Below are 18707 nucleotides of genomic sequence, written 5' to 3' on the forward strand. Positions count from 1 at the left end.
ATCCCTCACGTCGGGGATAGCTTAGCCTCCTGTCCAGATTTCCAGCACCACCTCACCGTCTGCGTATGCGGCAGGCCGAGGGCGGGCGCGGCAAGCGGTACGTCGAGGAGGCCGACCACCGGAACGATCCAGGCCGGTGTGGCGTGGGCGAGCTCATGTCGGCTCCCCATCCAGCGCCCCACGATAAGGAAGGCGAACAGAACCATACCGGCGGCGCCGAGAATCCAGACTGCGTCCGCGAGGTAGGGGCTCAGTTTCTGGAGAAACAACGGCAGCAGCAACAAGCTGATGAGGATCGTGCCGAAGAGATTTCCGGCAATCGGATGCCGGTATTCGGCCACCACAACCTGCCAGCCGGTCACCGCCTTCAGGCCGTAGGCCAGGGCGAGCGCGATGAACGCGACAAGTGCCGTCCAGCCGATCCCGTCTGCGATCAGAACCGGCAGGCCATAGCGGGCACTCGCGAGCCGCCACCCGGCGCTCAGCCCCATCAGCCCCATCACGGCGCCGAACAGACTCACCGGCAGGTAATCGAACAGCGGCTTGCGTACGGGAGCGGAGGCGCGCGTCTCCTCGCCGACAATCGTCGTCGTCATCGCGAAGATTCCTCCCTAAGCGCGGGTCGCGGGCCTCATCCCGTTCGCCAATACCACGCCTGAGGGGCGGCTGAAGACCCTACGGGGCCTCACGCGCCCAATGATGCCATCCGCACAGCATGGTCCGTCGAGCCTGGCCGCTTCAGGTCAAGCCTGTTCCACCCAATACCGGGACCAAACACTCCTCAAGTTCCGGCTTATCGCGGTACAGCCCGTCGCTCGCCTGGAGTGTGCGGTGGAAGCGGGTGTTCCCTGCAACTATCGCCCGCCCATCTGGGGCGACGATCGCCCGGTACCGGTCGCGAGACTCGACTTGCGCTATCATGAGATCGGCTTCGCCCCGATCTCCTCCTCATCGCGAGGTGGCGCAGCGCAGCGGCCTCGCAGAAGGGCTCCGAAGATCGCAGAATGCATTGGTGGTCTTGGGAAGGCTGCCGGCGCGGCAGGTCAGGATGCGGCAATGGTCGCAACCAGTCCAAGCCACCCAGAAAAAGCCAGCACGGATCCTGCGAGCATCGACCCATTCGCTGTTCGCGCTGCGCTTGCGCCAAGAGGCCAAGCAAAGTGCAGGCCAGAATGAATTCATAATTCGAAAACCCGTCGCCAAACGCGCATCGAACCCGGCATATCGGAGGCCGATCCGCTCTTGTCCGCGCGTCCGGCATGTCATTCCGTCGCAGGCATCGGCTGGCGCATGCGAAGCGGTCGCAACACAGTTTCGGGTTGTCTCCAGAGTTTCATTTCGCCGAATGGCCAGGGCGTCGCGCCACTCGCTTGAGCAGGACGCCCTGGAACGACAATCAATCCGCCCGGCTTTTGCGCTTTACAAGGTAATTCCTATCATGATCCTAAGCAGATCAGCCTGCCTGTAGGATCGTTTGACCTTCTGCGCGGCTTTACAAGATCGGGACATCATCGATGACGTCAGGGGCCTTCAATCGGCGGACGCTTTTGGCCGGAGGCGCCGCCCTGGCGACGCTCGGCCCAGCGGCACGGCTCAGAGCCGACACCACCGCCACGCCGGCGCCGAGCGGGAGCCTGATCTACGGCATCTCGATGACCGACCTGCCGCTGACCACCGGCCAGCCGGATCGCGGCGCGGGCGGCTACCAGTTCACCGGCCTGACCCTGTACGATCCGCTGGTCGCCTGGGAGCTCGACATATCGGATCGGCCCGGCAAGCTCATCCCGGGCCTCGCCACCGCGTGGGAGAGCGATCCGGCCGACCGGAAAAACTGGATCTTCCGCCTCCGCGACGGGGTCACATTCCACGATGGCTCGGCCTTCGACGCCGATGCGGTGATCTGGAACTTCGACAAGGTCCTGAACCCGCAATCTCCGCAATTCGACCAGCGCCAGGCAGGGCAGGTGAAGCCGCGCCTGCCATCGGTCGCCTCCTACAAGAAGCTCGATGCGTCGACCGTGCAGGTGACGACCAAGTCCGTCGACGCGCTGTTCCCCTATCAGATGCTGTGGTTCCTGATCTCGTCGCCGGCCCAGTTCGAGAAGGTCGGCCGCGATTGGGCGAAGTTCGCCTTCGAGCCCTCGGGCACCGGCCCCTATCGCCTCAAGCAGCTGGTGCCGCGCGTGCGCCTGGAGATGGTGCCGAACCCAACCTACTGGAACCCGAAACGCGCGCCCAAGCTCGCCAAGCTCGTCCTCAGCTGCGTCTCGGAAGATCTGGCGCGGGTGAACGCGCTGCTCAGCGGCAGCGTCGACATGATCGAATTCCCGGCCCCGGATGCGGTGCCGCGGCTCAAGGCGGCGGGCATGCGGGTGGTCGGCAACGTCACGCCGCATGTCTGGAACTACCATCTGTCGATGGTGGAGGGCAGCCCATGGCGCGATCTGCGCCTGCGCAAGGCCGCCAATCTCGCCGTCGACCGCGAGGGCGTCGCCACACTGATGGGCGGGCTGGCCACCCCCGCAGAGGGTCAGGTGCAATCGTCGAGTCCGTGGTTCGGCAAGCCGACCTTCAAGGTCCGCTACGACATGGATGAGGCGCGCAAGCTGATGCGCGAGGCCGGCTATTCGCCGCAGAACCCGCTCAAGACCAAGTTCATGATCCCCACGGGCGGGACCGGACAGATGCTGTCCCTGCCGATCAACGAGTTCATCCAGCAGAGCTGGGCCGATATCGGCCTCGCGGTGGAGTTCCAGCCGGTGGAGCTGGAAGTGGCCTATACGGCCTGGCGCAAGGGGGCGAGCGATCCGAGCCTCCAGGGCGTCACCGCCGGCAACATCGCCTACGTCACCTCGGATCCGTTCTACGCGATCCTGCGCTTCTACGATTCGAAGCAGGTCTCACCCAATGGCGTGAACTGGAGCCACTACAAGAACCCCGAGGTCGATGCGCTTTGCGACAAGATCAAGAACAGCCTCGACCTCGCCGAACAGGACCGGATGCTCGCGCGCATCCACGAAATCGTCGTCGACGACGCGGTACAGGTCTGGGTGGTGCACGACACCAATTCCCACGCCCTGTCGCCGAAGGTGAAGGCCTACACGCAGGCCCAGCACTGGTTCCAGGATCTCACCACATTGGCGTGACCGCTACGTCGGGAACAGGGTCCGGAGGATCAAGAGCGCGCTGCCGACCAGGCACAGGGCGATGGCGGCGGTACTGAGGATGAGAAACCAGCGGGGCATGGCGGGCCTTCTACACCCCCCGCGGCCCCGCCCCTACAGCACGATCGTCTCACCCGCATGGCCGGCACGTCCGCAGGCGTTGCGGGTGTCGACGACGAGGGGGGCATGGGCCACGATCAGCCCGTAATCGACGGTATCGTGGTCGGTGACGATCAGCGTCGCGGCCGAACGCGCCAGAATCTCGGCGTCGAGCGGCACCGAACGGCGCCCTGCGAGATGCGGGTATTCCCGCGTCGGAGGAATCTCCGGGACCAGCGGGTCGTGGTAGGCGACATCGGCGCCGCGCTCCTCCAGCAACTCCATCAGCTTGAGGGCCGGGCTCTCGCGCACGTCGTCGACGTTGCGCTTGTAGGCCATGCCGACGAGCAGGATCGGCGTCCCGCGAAGCGCCCGTCCGAAGCGCTGGTCGAGGGCACGGGCGAGGCGCTCGACGACGTAATGCGGCATGTGCCGGTTGACCTCGCCGGCGAGCTCGATGAAGCGCGTGGGCACGTCGAATTCGCGTGCCTTCCAGGTCAGGTAGAACGGATCGATGGGGATGCAGTGGCCGCCGAGGCCCGGCCCCGGATGGAACGGCATGAAGCCGAACGGCTTGGTGGCCGCAGCCCCGATCACCTCCCAGACGTCGATGCCCATGGCGTCGTAGACGGTCTTCAGCTCGTTCACGAGGGCGATGTTGACCGCGCGAAAGATGTTCTCGGTGAGCTTCACGGCTTCGGCCGTGGCGGTGGACGAGACCGGCACCGTGCGGGCGACGATCTGCCCGTAGAGCAGGTCGGCGAGGTCGCGCGCCGCCGCGCCGTCGCCGCCCACCACCTTCGGCGTCGCCGCCAGGGTGTGGACCGCGTTGCCGGGGTCCTCGCGCTCGGGCGAATAGGCGAGGAAGAAGTCGGTGCCGCTGATCAGCCCCGTCGCCTCCAGGATCGGCTTGAGCACCTCCTGGGTTGTACCAGGCCAGGTGGTCGATTCGAGCACCACGAGCTGGCCGGGGCGCAAGGTCCGGGCGATGTCGGCCGCCGTCGCGCGGATATAGGAGAGGTCCGGTTCGCGCTGCCGCGTCAGCGGGGTCGGCACGCAGATCAGGATCGCGTCGGCCTCGGCGAGCCGCGCCGTGTCGCCGGTCGCCCGGAACCGGCCGCTCTCGAGGGCCGCCCGCATGGCGTCGGTATCGAGGAGCGCGATCACCGGCTCGCCGGCGTTGATCCGCGCGACACGGTCGGGGTTCACGTCGAAGCCGATCACGCGGAATCCGGCGCGGGCGGAGGCGAGCGCCAGCGGCAGGCCGACATAGCCGAGGCCGACGATGGCGATGGTGGCGCGTCGCTCGCGGATGGCGCGGCCCAGGGCCTCGCTCGGGTCGGTCATGGCTGCATTTGCCTCAGTGATACGGGTCGGCGGCATCGCGCAGGCCGTCGCCCATGAAGTTGAAGGCCAGCACCGTCACCAGCACCGGCAGCACCGGCAACAGCAGCCAGGGGTAGAGCTGCATGGCGGCGAGATTCTGCGCGTCGTTGAGGAGGACGCCCCAGCTCGTCACCGGCGGGCGCAGGCCGAGACCGAGGAACGACAACGCCGTCTCGCCGAGGATCATGGTGGGGATCGACAGGGTCGCCGAGGCGATGAGGTGGCTCATGAAGTTGGGGATCAGGTGGCGCCCGATCACGCGCGCCGGCGAGGCGCCCATGAGTTCGGCGGCGGCGACGAAATCCTCTTCGCGCAGCGCCAGCAGCTTGGACCGCACCGCCCGGGCCAGCCCCGGCCAGTCGAGCAGCCCGAGGATGATGGTGATGCCGAAGAACACCCAGAGCGGGCTCCAGCTCGGCGGCAGCGCCGCCGAGAGGGCCAGCCACAGGGGCAGCTCGGGCAGCGAGCGGACCACCTCGATCAGCCGCTGCACCGCTGCATCCGGCCATCCGCCGAAATACCCGGCGATGCCGCCGAATAGGAGGCCCAAGGCGAACGAGATCGCGACGCCGACGAGGCCGATCACCAGGGAGATGCGCGCGCCGTAGATCATCCGCGAGAACAGGTCGCGACCGAGCCTGTCGGTGCCGAGGAGGAACAGGGTCCCGCCGTCCGGCGGACAAATCAGGTGACGGTCGCCCGGGATCATGCCGAGATAGCGGTAGGCGTCGCCCCGGCAGAAGAAGCGGATCGGCTGCGGGTTCGCAGTGTCGACCACGTAGCCGCGTCGAAACGTGTCGCGATCGAGCTCGGCCCGATAGGGATAGACGAACGGCCCGAGATACCGGCCGTCGTGGAACAGGTGCAGCCCCTGCGGCGGCGCCAACAGCACATCGCCGTTGCGCCGGGCCTGCTCGTACGGGGCGAGAAATTCGACGAGCGGCACTGAGGCATAGAGCAGACCGAGCACGATCGCCGAGGCGACGGCGATGCGATGGCGCAGGAACTTCCTGAAGATCAGCCGCCAGGCCGAGGCCTGTTCGAGGCCGGTGCCGTGGCTCGCCCCGGCCTCCGGATCGAATGGGGCTGGATCGACGAAATGGCCCGGATCGGCGGGGGCCTGCATCAGCGCCGGCCCATGCGGATACGCGGATCGAGCCAGACCAGGACGAGGTCGGAGATCAGCATCCCGACCAGCGTCAGCGCGGCCACGAACATCAGGATGAAGCCGGCCATGAACTGGTCCTGGCTCTTCAGGGCCTCCAGCAGGAGCGGCCCCACGGTGGGCAGGCTGAGCACCAGCGAGACCAGGACGGAGCCGGAGACGAGATGCGGCAGCAGGTTGCCGATATCGGCAACGAACGGGTTCAGCGACATCCGGAACGGGTACTTCACGAGCGCGCGCAGAGGCGGCAGGCCCTTGGCGCGTGCGGTGACGACGTAAGGCTTGGCGAGTTCGTCGAGGAGGTTGGCGCGCATCCGCCGGATCATCGCCGCGGTACCGCCGAGACCGATCACCAGGGTCGGCACCACGAGGTGCGCGGCCAGCGAACGCAGCTTGTCCATGTCCCACGGGCGCCCGGTATAGGCGGCGTCGTAGAGGCCGCCGATGGAGAGGCCGAACCAGCGATTGCCGTAGAACAGCAGGATCAGCGCCAGCAGGAATCCCGGCACCGCGAGCCCGACATAGCCGAGCGCCGTCACCGCCACTTCGCCCGCCGTATGGCGATGGGTCGCCGAATAGAGCGCCGCCGGGATCGCCACCGCGTGGACGAAGACCAGGGCGGCAAGGTTGACCACCAGGGTGAGCCAGAGGGCATCGCCGACCACCTCGGCCACGGGCCGGTCATACTCGAAGGACCAGCCCCAATCGCCCTGGAGCAGGCCGGAGAAGCCCGCCGGCCCCGGCATCAGGCCGACCCACATCAGGTATTGCTCCGGCACCGAACGGTCGAGGCCGTATTGCCGCATCAGCAGCTCGGCCTTGGCCACCGAGCCGGCCTCGCCCATGCCGCGCAGCTCGGCGATGCGGTTGCTGAGGTAATCGCCCGGCGGCAGTTTGATGATCAGGAAGACCAGGGCCGAGATCACCAGCAGCGTCGCCGCCATGGTCAGGATCCGGCGGGCGACCGCGCGGATCACGACGCGGAGTTCCGGCGGTCGGCGGCGCGGTCCCAGAACACCTCGTCGAGCCGCTGGACGCCGATGAGCGCGGTCGGGTCCCAGGCATAGAGCGCCGTCTCGGGGATGTTCGCCAGATGGGCGGAGGCCACCACCGGCTGGAGCGCACCCGCCACCGTGCCGATCACCCATTGGTTCTCGGCGTGGTTGCGCAGCATCTCGCGCCAGATCCCGGCCTGCACGCCGGCATCGTCGGTGGCGCGCCATTGCGCATCGAGGGCGAGCAGGCGTTCCACCGGCGCCACATCGCAGCCCTCGCCACTGGCGCCGTGGGTCTCGGTGGCGAGACTCCAGCGCGGCCAGGAATAATGGTCGGGTTGGGCTGGGCTCAGTTCGGTGGGCGGCATGATCGCGGTGGGTACGGCGAGATCGAGGCCCTGGGCCGCCACCATCACGGTCTGCCCGGCCATGGAGCGGCGGCGCAGGTTGGTCCGCTCCTGCGGCTTGACCACGAGCTTGATGCCGACCTCGCGCCAGAACTCGGTGATCAGCAGGAGCCCGTCGAGGATCATCGACGCCTCGCCGTCGGTCTCGACGACGATTTCGAGCAGCCGCCCGTCCGGCATCAGGCGGATGTCGGAGCCGTCGCGCCGAGCCAGCCCCGCCTCATCGAGAAGGCGGTTGGCGCCGCCCGGATCATAGGCGGCATGGAGCGTGCGCAGCTCCGGCGAATAGAGCGGGCTGTCGGGAACGATCGTGTCGTTGCCCTCGGTACCGAGGCCGAACAGCAGGGTGTTGTTCAGGGTGCGGCGGTCGAGGGCGAGCGACAAGGCCCGGCGGTAGCGGACATCGCGGTTGAGGGCGCGCCAGACCGGGTCGAGGGTGGTGAGGTTCGGGTAGAGGGCGAGTTCGCTGCCGCGCGCCAGCGGCCACAGCAGGGTGCGGTAGCCGTGGGCCCGCTCGCCTTCCTTCAGGCTCGGGATGTCCGCCATGGCGAGGCCGCGGAACATCAGGTCGGCTTCGCCCGCATTGGTCTTGGCCACCAACAGGCCGGTGGAGGCGACATCCATCAGGATGGTGTCGAGGTAGGGCAGTTGGCGCCCGGCGGCGTCGACGCGATGGTAATGCGGGTTACGCGCGAAGACGAAGCGCGTCGCCGGAGACCGGGTGCGCGGGCACCAGCCCTGAAGGGTTGGGCAATCGGGGTTGTTCAGCTCGAACATGTCGTCGAGGCGGTTGTGCAGGGCAGCCCAGCCCCTGAGCTTTTGCGCCTTTGCCGACGCCTCGGCGGCCTCCAGTCCGACATAGCGTGGATGGACCGTCTTGAGGTAATGCGCCGGCCGGTAGATCAGCGGATCGCGGGGCGCTGCCAGCGCCGGCAGGAAGCGCGGGTTCGGCCGGTCCCAGCTGTAGCGGATCGTCAGGCCGTCGAGGACCTCGACCTTGGGCAATTGCCCATCGACGCGGAAGAAATCCGGCGGCCCGCCGGGATTGAGCGCCGGTTCGTTGGCGACGTCCTCCCAATAATAGCGGAAATCATCGGTGGTGAAGGGGGCGCCGTCCGACCAGCGATGGCCGGCCCGCAGGGTGAAGGTGAAGCGTCCTCCCTCGACCGCGATGCGATCGAGGATGTCGGGCTGGAGCGTCAGGCCGGCATCGTAGCCGACGAGGCGGGTGTAGCCGTAGACCGAGAGGTAGCGCACGTCGCGGGCCCGCGCGATCAAGGTGCGGACGGCGCCGCCCGGCTCGCCCAATCGCCGGCCCTGCGCCGCGAGATCGACCACGAGGGGCCTGTCCGGCGGATGCCCGGCCGGCTCGGCCCGCGCCGGCTGGAGACCCACGCCCAGCGTGGCGGAAAGGCTGGCCACAACCGTGCGGCGCGTGACCTCTGTCATGGCCCCGTCCCGAGAGCGAGGGTGACGGAGGTGAGCCGCGCCGGCGAATAGCCGGTGGCCCGGTGCAGATCGTCGAACGCGTGCACATGCGCGATGCATGCGCCGGCGTCATGCAGGAGCGGATCGTCGGCGGCCTGGACGAAGGCGCGTCCGTTACGCTGCCAGCGGATCGGGCCCAGATCCCCCCTGCCCTGCCGGGCCGCCACCATCGCGATCGTCGGATGCGCCGGCCCGCCATGGGCGTGGATGCGATGGCCGGCGGCATCGTCATCGAACAGCAGACGCGCGATGCCGCGGTCCCGCGCTTCCAGCACCCGGCGCGCCTGCGCCACGTGGTCGTCGAAGAACGCCACCGTGGCGGACGGATCGACGCTGGAGAGATCGGCGCTCGACCAATCTGCGCGGCTGTAGCTGGCATTGGGGGAGCGATACTGCAGGCGCGACAGGTCGGGGTCGTGGCAGTGGATCGCGGCCTCGGGGCAGGCTTGGGCGATGATCCAGGTGGTGAGCCCCCGGAACACGCCGGATTCGATCACCACCCGCGGCCGGAGCGCGCGCAAAGCCACATAGAGCTGGAGCGCGCCGTTGAAGCCGCTGCCGCCGCGGCGCTGGCGTACCGGCGCCGTCGGGATCAGGTCCCAGAACGTTTCGACCGCGGCCCTGATGCCGCCGGGTGGCGGCGAAATGGCGGCCGCGGCGAGATCACGCTCCAGGCTTACGGACGCCGCCGCCATCAGGGCCTCGACCTCCGGCCCGGAGGTCGGACGATGGCTCCAGTCGGGCATCGCCGGCACGAGGTCGTAGCCGAGCCGGTCGAAGAGCGGCGATAACACGCGGCGGCGCAAGCGCTCCATCACCGGATGCGGGCGCGTTGGCGTCATGCGGCCCGCAGCGCCTGCGCGTGACCGTGCCGGACGCGGTGGTCCGGCGCGATCGCCTGCATTGTGCCGGCGTCGCCCTCGCCGAGCCGGAAAGGCGCCGGCCACGCGGAGGGATCGGATTGGTCGCCGGTGATGGCGGAGAAATCGAGGGGGTGGTCGAGGCTCGGATCGGGCACGGCTGCGAGGAGAGCCCGCGTGTAGGGGTGGGCCGGATTGTCGAACAGCGCGACCTTGGGCGCTTCCTCGACGATCCGGCCCCGGCACATCACCGCAATGGTGTCGGCCATGTAGTCGACCACCGCGAGATTGTGGGAGACGATGAGGTAGGACAGCCCGAGCGCCGCCTGGAGGTCCTTCAGCAGATTGAGGATCTGCGCCTGCACCGAGACGTCCAGCGCCGAGACCGGCTCGTCGAGGACGAGCAGGCGCGGCTGCAGGGCGAGGGCCCGCGCGATGCCGATACGCTGGCGCTGGCCACCCGAAAAGGCGTGGGGATAGCGCGATAGCATCGCCGGATCGAGGCCGACCATCGCCATCAACTCGGCGGCGCGGGCCTTGCGGGCCGGCGCCGCGAGCCCGTGGATCTCCATCGGCTCGCACAGGATCTGGCGTACGGTCATGCGCGGATCGAGGGAGGCGTAGGGGTCCTGGAACACGAATTGAACCGCGCGGCGATAGGCGAAGAGACCGGCGCCCGCCAGGCCGTTCACATCGGCGGGTCCCGTGCCGTCGTCAAACAGGACACGGCCGGAATCGGGGTTCAGGGCCCGCATCACGATCTTCGATAGCGTGGTCTTGCCCGACCCGGATTCGCCGACGAGACCGAGCGTCGTCCCGGCCGCGAGGGTGAGGGAGACGTCGGCGACCGCCAGCACCGTGCGCGCCGGCCCGCCGAAGCGGCCCGAGCGCAGGGTGAAGCGCTTGGTGATGGCCTCGACCTGCAGAATCGGCCCGGCCGGCAACGCAGAGGTGTCGCGCACCGGGATCACGGCATTGGCCGGGCGGATCGGGGTGAGACGCTCGCCGGGCTGCATGCCAAAGCGCGGTACCGCCCGGATCAACGCCTGGAGGTAGCCATGGCCGGGTCGGCGCAGCACCACGTCGCGCGGGCCGGATTCAACCAGCCGGCCCCGGTAGAGCACCGCGACGTCATGGGCCATGTTGGCGACCACGCCGAGATCGTGGGTGATCAGCAGGATCGCCATGCCGTTCTCGTACTGAAGCCGGGTGAGGAGCGCCAGGATCTGGGCTTGCGTCGTCACGTCGAGGGCAGTGGTCGGCTCGTCGGCGACGAGGAGATCGGGGCGCATGATCAGCGCCATGGCGATCATCGCCCGCTGGCGCAGCCCCCCCGACAATTCGAACGGATAGGTGTGGAGCGCGCGCGCCGGATCGGGAAACCCGACGCGGGCGAAGGCCTCCCGCGTGCGGGCATCGGCCTCGGCCCGGGTGGCGCCGGTATGGATGCGCAGGACCTCGCCGACCTGATCGCCGATGGTGTGGAGCGGCGAGAGGCAGGTCATCGGCTCCTGGAAGATCATCGCGATCCGCCCACCGCGCAGGGCGCGCATCGCCTGGCCTTCGGCGGGCAAGGCAGCGATATCCGTGGGCCGGTCCGCGGCGCGGTCCCCCGCGAACAGGATCTGTCCGCCGGTGATGGACGCGGCAGCGGGCAGGATGCGCAGGATCGCCTGGGCGGTGACGGATTTGCCCGACCCGGATTCACCGACCAGCGCCAGGGTGCGGCCTCGCTCCACCGTCAGGGAGAGCCCGTGCAACGCCCGGAACGGCCCGGCCTCGGAGCGGAAATCGACCGTGAGATCGCGGATGGACAGGAGCGGGCTCACGGCATCCTCGCGCGCTGGGCGGTTGCCGGACTAGGCCATGCTCCGGCGAGTTCGTCCACAGGCGGCAGGAACAGGGCGCGCGGATCGCCGAGCGTGGTGGCGGGATGGGCCAGGAGTTCGCCCAGCAGGTCTTCGAGGAAGGCCCAGACCAGTTCGTCGTGGACAAGGTGATGGGTGAGGAGACCGAGCGGTCCCGACAGATCCGCCGCGATGGCATGGGCAAGCGTCGCCACCAGCATCGGCGGATCGGCGAGCGAGCGGGTTCCGCGCCAATCGAAGGGGTCGAGGTGGATGTCCGCCCGCATGAGCCCCGCCACCGGCAGGCCCGGTACCGACGACAGGCCGCCATAGCCGAGATCGGGCAACGCGGCAGCGAGGTCCGGTGCCAGACGGTTCCAGGGCGGCACGAACACCGGCAGCAGCGTGTCAGGGCCGAACGAGGCGCGGGCGCGGTCCAGAGCCTCGGTCGCCTCGGCGTGCAGGACGGAGAGCGGCCGATGCGGCCCGAACTCCGCCGGCTTGGCGCCGACCGGAGCATGATTGGCGTGGGAGAGACCATGCACGGCGACCCGCGCCAAGGGCGCATCGCGCAGACGCTCGGCCAAAGCGGCGTCCACCCGCGCGGGGATCGCCGCCACGAGGAGGCGGAAGGCAAAGCGCTCGGAAAGGTGGAGCAGGCGGTCGAGGGCGGGCGTCGCCGTCACCGCGTCGTCGTCGCGCCACCAGACTGGCACGGGGCGCCCGCACGCATGGGCCGCGTCGAGGGCCGCACGCAAAGGCCGCCAGTCGGGACGCGCGGCCCGGAGCGCAGGAGCGGCCCGGTCAGTGCTTTTCGCCAACTCCTCAATGATCGCCACCGCGCGCGCGGCCCCCCAAACGTCGATATCAGTGGGTGCGGGCGCCGGATCACCTCCCGCCGCGAGGACGGTCTCCAGAAGCCGCTCCGGCGTGAGGTCGGCTTCCGCCAGGATCCGGGCGCGCCCGCGCGCGGAGAGGCATTCGGCCCGCAGGCGCTGCTCGGTCTCGCGCCCGGCCTCGAAGGGGACGAGCACGGCGCGGGTTGCGGTGACCAGCAGGTCGACCGCGGTGTTGTAGCCGCACGGGCTGACCGAGACCGCCGCCCGCGCCAGCAGCCCCCGGTAATCCGGCCGCGCCCGCGCGACGACACCCTCCGGAAGCCCTTGCCCGAGGTCACGAAACTCCGCCTCCGGCACGCCGTGGCCGGCCAGGATGCACCAGCCGAGGTCGGGCCTCAGCCGCGCGGCTCCGGCAGCGGCCCTGAGGAGCACGAGCCCGGCCGCACTCGATCCGGCCGAGACCAGGATTCCGGCGCGCGATGCCTCGCCCACCGCTACGGCGCCGCCCTGGTCAACGTAGCCGGTATAGCGCAGCTTCGACGCGAGGCGCCGGTCGACGGGCCAGGAGGCGTCGAGGGCGACGAGGGCCGGGTCGCCATGAACGAGGACCGCGTCGTAGAGCGCGGCGATCCGGTCATGCGCAGTGGCGATCCGATAGAGCTTCTCCGGCGCCACCAGGATGTCGCGGATCGAGGCGAGGATGAGCGGGCGTGGGCGCACCGCGCGCGCCGCTTCGACGAGGGCCAGAAACTCAGGGGCGAGCGCGCGTCGGCCGAAGGGAAACAGCTCCGTCACCACCACGTCGGGCCTCGCCGCGACGAGGGTCTCCAGAAGTGCACACATGCGCGCCGCGAACGTGTCGCTTCCCGCCTCGTACCCGTCGGCGTCGAGCAGTTTTCCGAAGTCGGTACCGCGTACGTGAAGGGGCGGAAGCTGGACGAGCCGCACGCCCGCGAACTTCACCAGGGTGGACGGCGCGCCGCCGGACACCAGCGTCACCGCATGCCCCGCCCCCGCAAGGGCCCGCGCCAGCGACGCCGCACGGGTGAGATGCCCGGCCCCGAGCAGGTGCGTGACCGCGATCAGCACCCGCACGCATAGGCCTCCCGTGCGACCGCGGAGACTGGGATCGAGCCTTCTGGGCCGGACAAGCGCTCGGCGATGAGGGCGATGCCGGCCTCCATCGAGAAATCCTGCACGAGCCGGCGATACGCGGCCTCCGCGAGGCGCGCCCGCCGGGCCGGATCGCCCGCGAGTGCGCGGATCGCCTGCGACAGGGCAGCGGAATCCCCCGGCGGCACCAAGAGGCCATCGACGCCGTGTGTGAGGAATTCGGGCGTGCCGGCGAAGGCGGTGGCGATGATCGGCAGGCGCTGGCTCGCCGCTTCCATCAACACGTTGGGCAGGCCGTCGCGGTCGCCGCCCGGCGCGGGCTTGGTCGGGAGCACGAATAGGTCGGAGGCGCGCAAGGCGGCAATGACGGCGGGCTGGGGTAGCGCACCCAGGAAGGCGATGCGCTCCGAGAGGCCGCGCTCGGCCACACGGGCCTGGAGCACGCTGCGCAATTCGCCGCCGCCGATCAGGCGCAGGCGCCAATGCAGATCGGCCGGCAGGATGGCGAGCGCGTCGATCAGGTCGTCATGGCCCTTCTTGGCCACGAGCCGGCCGACGCAGACGATCTCGATCGGATCGGCCGCATCCGAGCCGTCGCGCGATGGTCGGCTCGTCGGCGGGTCGGGAAAGCGCGACAGGTCGAGACCGTGATAGGCGAGATCGACCCGGCCGCGCCCTCCGAGCCCGTCGAGGCGGCCGAGCCCGTCGCGGGTGCAGGTGACGCCCCAGGCGGCCTCGGCGATCTTTTCGGAGAGATCCCAGGCCGGCGTCGTCCAGATGTCCTTGGCGTGCGCCGAAAAGCTCCAGCTCCGCCCGGTCAGGATGGCGGCATAGCGGGCGACGCTCGACGGGGCGTGCAGGAAATGCGCGTGGAGATGGGTGACCGCAGCGGGCAACGTCTGCGCCAGGATCACGGCCTGCCCCAGACGCCGCAGGCGCGCGGCGCTCGGGTCGCGGCGCAGGTCGCGAGCAAAGCGCGCCAACAGCGCGCGAAACCGCGGCTGCCGCAACGCCCAGGCGAGGCCGCGCATGGTGCGCAGCGGCGCCCGATGCAGATATTCGGGAAGGTACGACACCGGCGCACGGATCGCCGCGTGCATCGGATGGCGGGCCCCGTCGGTGGGATGCCGCAGCGACCAGATCGCCAGATCCAGGCCGCGCTGCTCCAGAGCGAGCAGTTCCTGCGCGATGAAGGTCTCCGAGAGGCGCGGATAGCCTTTCAGGACGATCGCGATGCGGGGCGGCTCCATCAGGAACACACCCGCCGCCGCATATCCGGCTCCACCGCGCTGCGGGCGGGTGCGGTGAGTGCCCTGACCCGCTCGGTGATCGCTGTCAGCCCGTCGAGAAGGCCCGGATCGATCACCTGCGACGGCAGCGCCTGCCCCGGCAGCGCCCGCAGAGCGGTAGCCATGCGGGCAGGCTCGCGCCCGTCCTCCTCCAGGAGACAGCGGGCGAGGCCGAGGGCGTCGGCCGCCACCGCCCGGATGCGCTGCTCCCGGCGCGGCTGCGTGCGTGGCACCAGGATCGCGCGTTTGTCGAAGGACAGGATCTCGCAGAACGTGTTGTAGCCGCCCATGGCGACGAGGCCGGCGGCCTTCTCCATCAAGAGCTCGATCTCGGTATCGAAGGTGATCGCCGAGAGCTTTTGCGGCAGCCGGCCGATTCGGTCGAGGAAGCCGGCGCGGCTCGCCGCTGCCATAAATGGGCCGAAGGCGATCAGGGCCGGCAGCGGAATGCCGGGATCGGTCTCGTAGGCGCAGATCACCCAATCGATCAGGCCGTCGCCGTCGCCGCCGCCGCCGGGGGTGACGAGGATGAACGGCTCGCCCGTGACCCGCGGCTCGTGCCGGTCGGGCTGGGGGACCGGCGCCTCGCGCCGCAGGTAGCCGGTATAGATCAGGCGGTCGGCGATCTCGGCGGCGATGGGCAGCGCCGCCACCGGCTCGTGGATGCGGGCCGCGCCGTAGACCCAGACCTCGTCGTAGAAGCGCCGCACCGCCGCCGAGGCGCCCTTGCGCTCCCATTCCGGCACGAGGCGTTCGGCCTCGTCGAGGACGTCGCGCAGGCCGAGTACGACCTTGCAGCCCTGCCCGAGCGCTTGCTCGAGGGTCGGCAGCATCTCGCCGTGAAAGCCCGTGGGCTCCTTGTCGACGAGGATCAGATTCGGCCGGAACGTCTCGGCGGTACGGGCGATGATGGCCGCCCGCTCCGCGACCGTACGCTCGAGGGGCATCCCGGCATCGAGACTGGCATAGGTGTCGTCCGCCCGCTTCGTCACGGCCGGCAGCCGCACGGAGGTGACGCCGTCGGCAAAGGCGAAGCGGTCGACCACCGCCGAGCCCGATACGATGACGACCCGCAGGCCCGGATCGTCGCCCACCAGCGCATTGGCGATGGTGCGCGAGCGCCGGAGATGGCCGAGCCCGAACGTGTCGTGGCTGTAGATCAGGACACGCGGGTGTCTGGCCGCGTCGTCGTTCGCTCGAAGCGTTCGCGTCTCGATCAACGGGACTCTCCGGAGCCGGAGCGGCGCGATACTGTTGGCACAAGCTGGGCCGCAGTGACAAATGCTTTGGCGTCGGCGTATGTCTGCCGAGGCCCGTCATCGGCGCATGGTTGCGATCCCCTGGAACGCAGCGGGCCAAAACCCGGGAATCGAGCGATGCGCGACCTGGAGCCCCGGCTCTTCGGATACATCTGGCGGCACTCGAAGCGCGATCAGATCGCCATCTGCCTCGTCGTCGTCGCCTCCCTGCCGTTCTACTTCGCCTCTCTCGACCTACCCCGCAGAATCGTCAACGACGCGATCACTGGCAAGGCCTTCCAGCACGGCAACGATACAGCGCCGTTCCTCGGCATCACCCTGCACTGGCCGACCTGGCTCGGCGGCGACGGGATCGGTCATCCGATCTTCGAGGGCTTCGCGCTCGGTCGGTCGGATCTCCTGCTCGGCTTGTCCCTGGTGTTTCTCGGCCTCGTGCTGATCAACGGCGCGTTCAAATTCTACATCAACCTGACCAAGGGCATCCTGGGCGAGCGCATGCTGAGGCGCCTGCGCTTCCAATTGTTCGCGTTGATGCTGCGCTTCTCGCCGGAAACGATGCGCGACGTGAAATCGTCGGAGACGGCGACGATCATCCGCGACGAGGTCGAGCCCATCGGCGCCTTCATCGGCGACGCCATCGTGGTGCCGGTCTACCTCGGCACCCAGGCCACCACCGCCCTCGTCTTCATCCTGATGCAGAACCTGTGGCTCGGGATCGTAGCCGGCGCCATCGTCGCCGTGCAGATCGTGGTGATCCCGCAACTGCGCCGCGAGATCATCCGGCTCAGTCGCCGACGCCAGCTCGCCTCGCGCAACTTCGCCGGCCGGGTCGGCGAAGTGCTCGACGGGCTGGAGACCGTGACGGTGAACGATGCCGGGCGCTGGGAGCGAGCCGAGATCGGTCAGCGCCTCTATGGCCTGTTCGACCTCCGGCTCAGGATCTACAAGCGCAAGTTCCTGGTCAAATACCTCAACAACCTGCTGGCGCAGGTGACGCCGTTCCTGTTCTACGCCATCGGCGGGATGTTCGCCCTGCGCGGGCAGCTCGATATCGGCCAGCTCGTGGCGGTGCTCGCCGCCTATCGCGATCTGCCCCCACCCCTGAAGGAACTGATCGACTGGGACCAGCAGCGCCTCGACGTCGAGGTGAAATACGAGACCGTGGCGGCGCATTTCGCTCCCCGCCGCCTGCGTGCGGCGGCATCCGATGGGGCCTCGCCCGCACCAATTCTCGGCAGTCCGCTGCGCAGCGAAGGGCTCAGTCTCCAGGACCCGCATGGCGGGACGCCGCTGGAGGTGGTGGATTTTACCGTTGCGCTGCCGGCGCAGGTCGCCCTGGTTTCACCCGGTACGCGCGGGGCGCATCTGTTCGGCCGGCTGCTCGCGGGGCTGACGAGCCCGCGTGGCGGCACCGTGTCGGTGGGCGGGCACGACCTCGCCATCCTGCCACGCGCGGCGCATGTCGACCGGGTCGCCTATGCGGGCCCGGAGCCGACGCTGTTTCCCGGCACGATCCGCGACACCCTCCTGTACGGCCTGCGCGGACACCCGCCTGCCGGGATCCGGCGTGACGCCGACGGGGATGGGCGCCGGATCGCCGAGGCGCGGCTGAGCGGAAATCCGATCGAGACCGTGAACGACCGGTGGATCGACCATTCCGCACTCGGTCTCGCGGACGACGACGCGCTCGATACCCGCATGCTCCGGCTCCTCGAACGCCTCGGGATGGGCGAAGATCTCTACCGCTTCGGCCTGACGGCCCTGGCCGCGATGCAGCCCGATACACCGCTGGACCGCAAGGTCATCGCCGCCCGCATGCATCTGCGCAGCCACTTCGCCATGGACGGCCAAGCCAACCTCGTGATCCCGTTCGACCGCGACCGCTACAATCCGCAGGCGAGCGTCGCCGAGAACCTGCTGTTCGGGGTGCCGCGCGATCCCGCCCTGGTCGGTCGACCGCTCGCCGGCGAAAAGCGATTCCGCGCCGCTCTGTCCACCCTCGGCCTGCTCGACGACCTCGCGGCCATGGGCGTCGCCATCGCGCGCAATCTGGTCGAGATCTTTCGCGATGTGCCACCCGGTCATCCGCTGTTCCGGCGCTTCTCGGCCATCGCCCCCGAGGACCTGCCCGAATTCGAGCAGCGGCTGGCCGGGATCGGCCATGGCGGGACGCTCACGGCCGCCGATTCCCAGGCCTTCCTCGGCCTGGCGTTGTCCTACGTCGAGCCGCGCCAGCGTCTCGGTCTCCTCGATGCCACGCAGATGGCGCGCCTTGTGGCCGCGCGCGGACCGGTGCGGCTGGCACTCCAAGGCGCCGACGGCGACGATGTCGAGCCCTATGACCCGCACCGGATCAACACCCGCAGCTCGATCCTCGACAACCTGCTGTTCGGGCGCATCGACACGGCCCGGATGCATGGCGAGGCCTACATCCAGCAGGAGGTCCGCGTGGTGGTGAAGGAACTCGGCCTCGAAGCCGCCATCCGCCGTCGCGGACTCGACTATGCGGTGGGCATCCGGGGCCGGAACCTGACGCCGCGCCAGCAAGTGTTGACCGATCTGACACGGGCGATCGTCCGGCGGCCGGAAATTCTGGTGGTCGACGGGGCCTGCGCGCATCTCGATGGCGGCGCGGCCTCGCTTCGCACGATCGTCACCGAGGCTTTGCCCGATACGACGCTCGTCGCCATCGTCGGAAGCATCGCGGAGGCCGCCGCGTTCGGCGTGTCGGTGAACCTGATCGCACCGGACGCGGCCGCGCGCCCTTGAGGCGGCACGGGATGGAAGGGACGGCAT

The 18707-nt window shown here is 69.3% G+C and carries 11 protein-coding genes and 1 pseudogene; 2 read left to right on the top strand and 10 right to left on the bottom strand.

The genetic code is table 11. The annotated features are described in order from the left end of the window. Positions 1 to 53: 53 nt before the first annotated feature. Positions 54 to 596: pseudogene (locus G3T14_RS12150) on the bottom strand (C4-dicarboxylate ABC transporter); the annotation flags it as partial. Between the two features lie 918 nt (positions 597 to 1514). Here G3T14_RS12150 and G3T14_RS12155 point away from each other — a divergent pair. Then, positions 1515 to 3146, top strand: a complete 1632-nt coding sequence (locus G3T14_RS12155; protein WP_163642817.1) for an ABC transporter substrate-binding protein — start codon at positions 1515 to 1517, stop codon at positions 3144 to 3146. 132 nt (positions 3147 to 3278) lie between these two features. Here G3T14_RS12155 and G3T14_RS12160 read toward each other — a convergent pair whose 3' ends face one another. From G3T14_RS12160 to G3T14_RS12200, 9 genes are read right to left on the bottom strand one after another with little or no spacing between them, the layout of a single operon-like run. Continuing rightward, the gene (locus tag G3T14_RS12160) at positions 3279 to 4610 is read right to left on the bottom strand and encodes a nucleotide sugar dehydrogenase (RefSeq protein ID WP_204262819.1); all 1332 of its coding nucleotides are present in this window, start codon (positions 4608 to 4610) and stop codon (positions 3279 to 3281) included. Positions 4611 to 4623: 13 nt separating this feature from the next. Further along, positions 4624 to 5775, bottom strand: a complete 1152-nt coding sequence (locus G3T14_RS12165; RefSeq protein WP_163642819.1) for an ABC transporter permease — start codon at positions 5773 to 5775, stop codon at positions 4624 to 4626. Beyond that, on the bottom strand, positions 5775 to 6791 hold the full coding sequence (locus tag G3T14_RS12170) for an ABC transporter permease (protein ID WP_163642820.1): 1017 nt from the start codon (positions 6789 to 6791) through the stop codon (positions 5775 to 5777). Before G3T14_RS12170 ends, G3T14_RS12165 begins: the two co-directional genes overlap by 1 nt. Beyond that, the gene (locus G3T14_RS12175) at positions 6788 to 8665 is read right to left on the bottom strand and encodes an ABC transporter substrate-binding protein (RefSeq protein WP_163642821.1); all 1878 of its coding nucleotides are present in this window, start codon (positions 8663 to 8665) and stop codon (positions 6788 to 6790) included. Before G3T14_RS12175 ends, G3T14_RS12170 begins: the two co-directional genes overlap by 4 nt. Further along, on the bottom strand, positions 8662 to 9546 hold the full coding sequence (locus G3T14_RS12180) for a hypothetical protein (protein WP_163642822.1): 885 nt from the start codon (positions 9544 to 9546) through the stop codon (positions 8662 to 8664). The genes G3T14_RS12175 and G3T14_RS12180 overlap by 4 nt, the downstream gene beginning before the upstream one ends. Beyond that, positions 9543 to 11393, bottom strand: a complete 1851-nt coding sequence (locus G3T14_RS12185; protein WP_163642823.1) for an ABC transporter ATP-binding protein — start codon at positions 11391 to 11393, stop codon at positions 9543 to 9545. The genes G3T14_RS12180 and G3T14_RS12185 overlap by 4 nt, the downstream gene beginning before the upstream one ends. Continuing rightward, positions 11390 to 13345, bottom strand: coding sequence for a glycosyltransferase (locus G3T14_RS12190; protein ID WP_163642824.1), 1956 nt, complete (start codon positions 13343 to 13345; stop codon positions 11390 to 11392). The genes G3T14_RS12185 and G3T14_RS12190 overlap by 4 nt, the downstream gene beginning before the upstream one ends. After that, complete coding sequence (locus tag G3T14_RS12195; RefSeq protein ID WP_163642825.1) at positions 13333 to 14613, bottom strand: glycosyltransferase; 1281 nt, start codon at positions 14611 to 14613, stop codon at positions 13333 to 13335. The genes G3T14_RS12190 and G3T14_RS12195 overlap by 13 nt, the downstream gene beginning before the upstream one ends. After that, complete coding sequence (locus G3T14_RS12200) at positions 14613 to 15872, bottom strand: glycosyltransferase (protein WP_204262820.1); 1260 nt, start codon at positions 15870 to 15872, stop codon at positions 14613 to 14615. Before G3T14_RS12200 ends, G3T14_RS12195 begins: the two co-directional genes overlap by 1 nt. Before the next feature lie 156 nt (positions 15873 to 16028). Here G3T14_RS12200 and G3T14_RS12205 point away from each other — a divergent pair, with 156 nt between their 5' ends. Further along, entirely contained in the window at positions 16029 to 18680 is a 2652-nt protein-coding gene (locus G3T14_RS12205; RefSeq protein WP_163642826.1) for an ABC transporter ATP-binding protein/permease, read from the top strand. Positions 18681 to 18707 lie beyond the last annotated feature (27 nt).

Source organism: Methylobacterium sp. BTF04 (genome assembly GCF_010692745.1).
In the GTDB taxonomy this organism is placed as follows: Bacteria; Pseudomonadota; Alphaproteobacteria; order Rhizobiales; family Beijerinckiaceae; genus Methylobacterium.

What these genes read in the sequence shown, in the direction of transcription:
- G3T14_RS12175 (WP_163642821.1), bottom strand. Translation starts at nt 8,665, where the DNA reads ATGACAGAGGTCACGCGCCGCACGGTTGTGGCCAGCCTTTCCGCCACG.
- G3T14_RS12205 (WP_163642826.1), top strand. Translation starts at nt 16,029, where the DNA reads ATGCGCGACCTGGAGCCCCGGCTCTTCGGATACATCTGGCGGCACTCG.
- G3T14_RS12165 (WP_163642819.1), bottom strand. Translation starts at nt 5,775, where the DNA reads ATGCAGGCCCCCGCCGATCCGGGCCATTTCGTCGATCCAGCCCCATTC.
- G3T14_RS12155 (WP_163642817.1), top strand. Translation starts at nt 1,515, where the DNA reads ATGACGTCAGGGGCCTTCAATCGGCGGACGCTTTTGGCCGGAGGCGCC.
- G3T14_RS12180 (WP_163642822.1), bottom strand. Translation starts at nt 9,546, where the DNA reads ATGACGCCAACGCGCCCGCATCCGGTGATGGAGCGCTTGCGCCGCCGC.
- G3T14_RS12160 (WP_204262819.1), bottom strand. Translation starts at nt 4,610, where the DNA reads ATGACCGACCCGAGCGAGGCCCTGGGCCGCGCCATCCGCGAGCGACGC.
- G3T14_RS12195 (WP_163642825.1), bottom strand. Translation starts at nt 14,613, where the DNA reads ATGGAGCCGCCCCGCATCGCGATCGTCCTGAAAGGCTATCCGCGCCTC.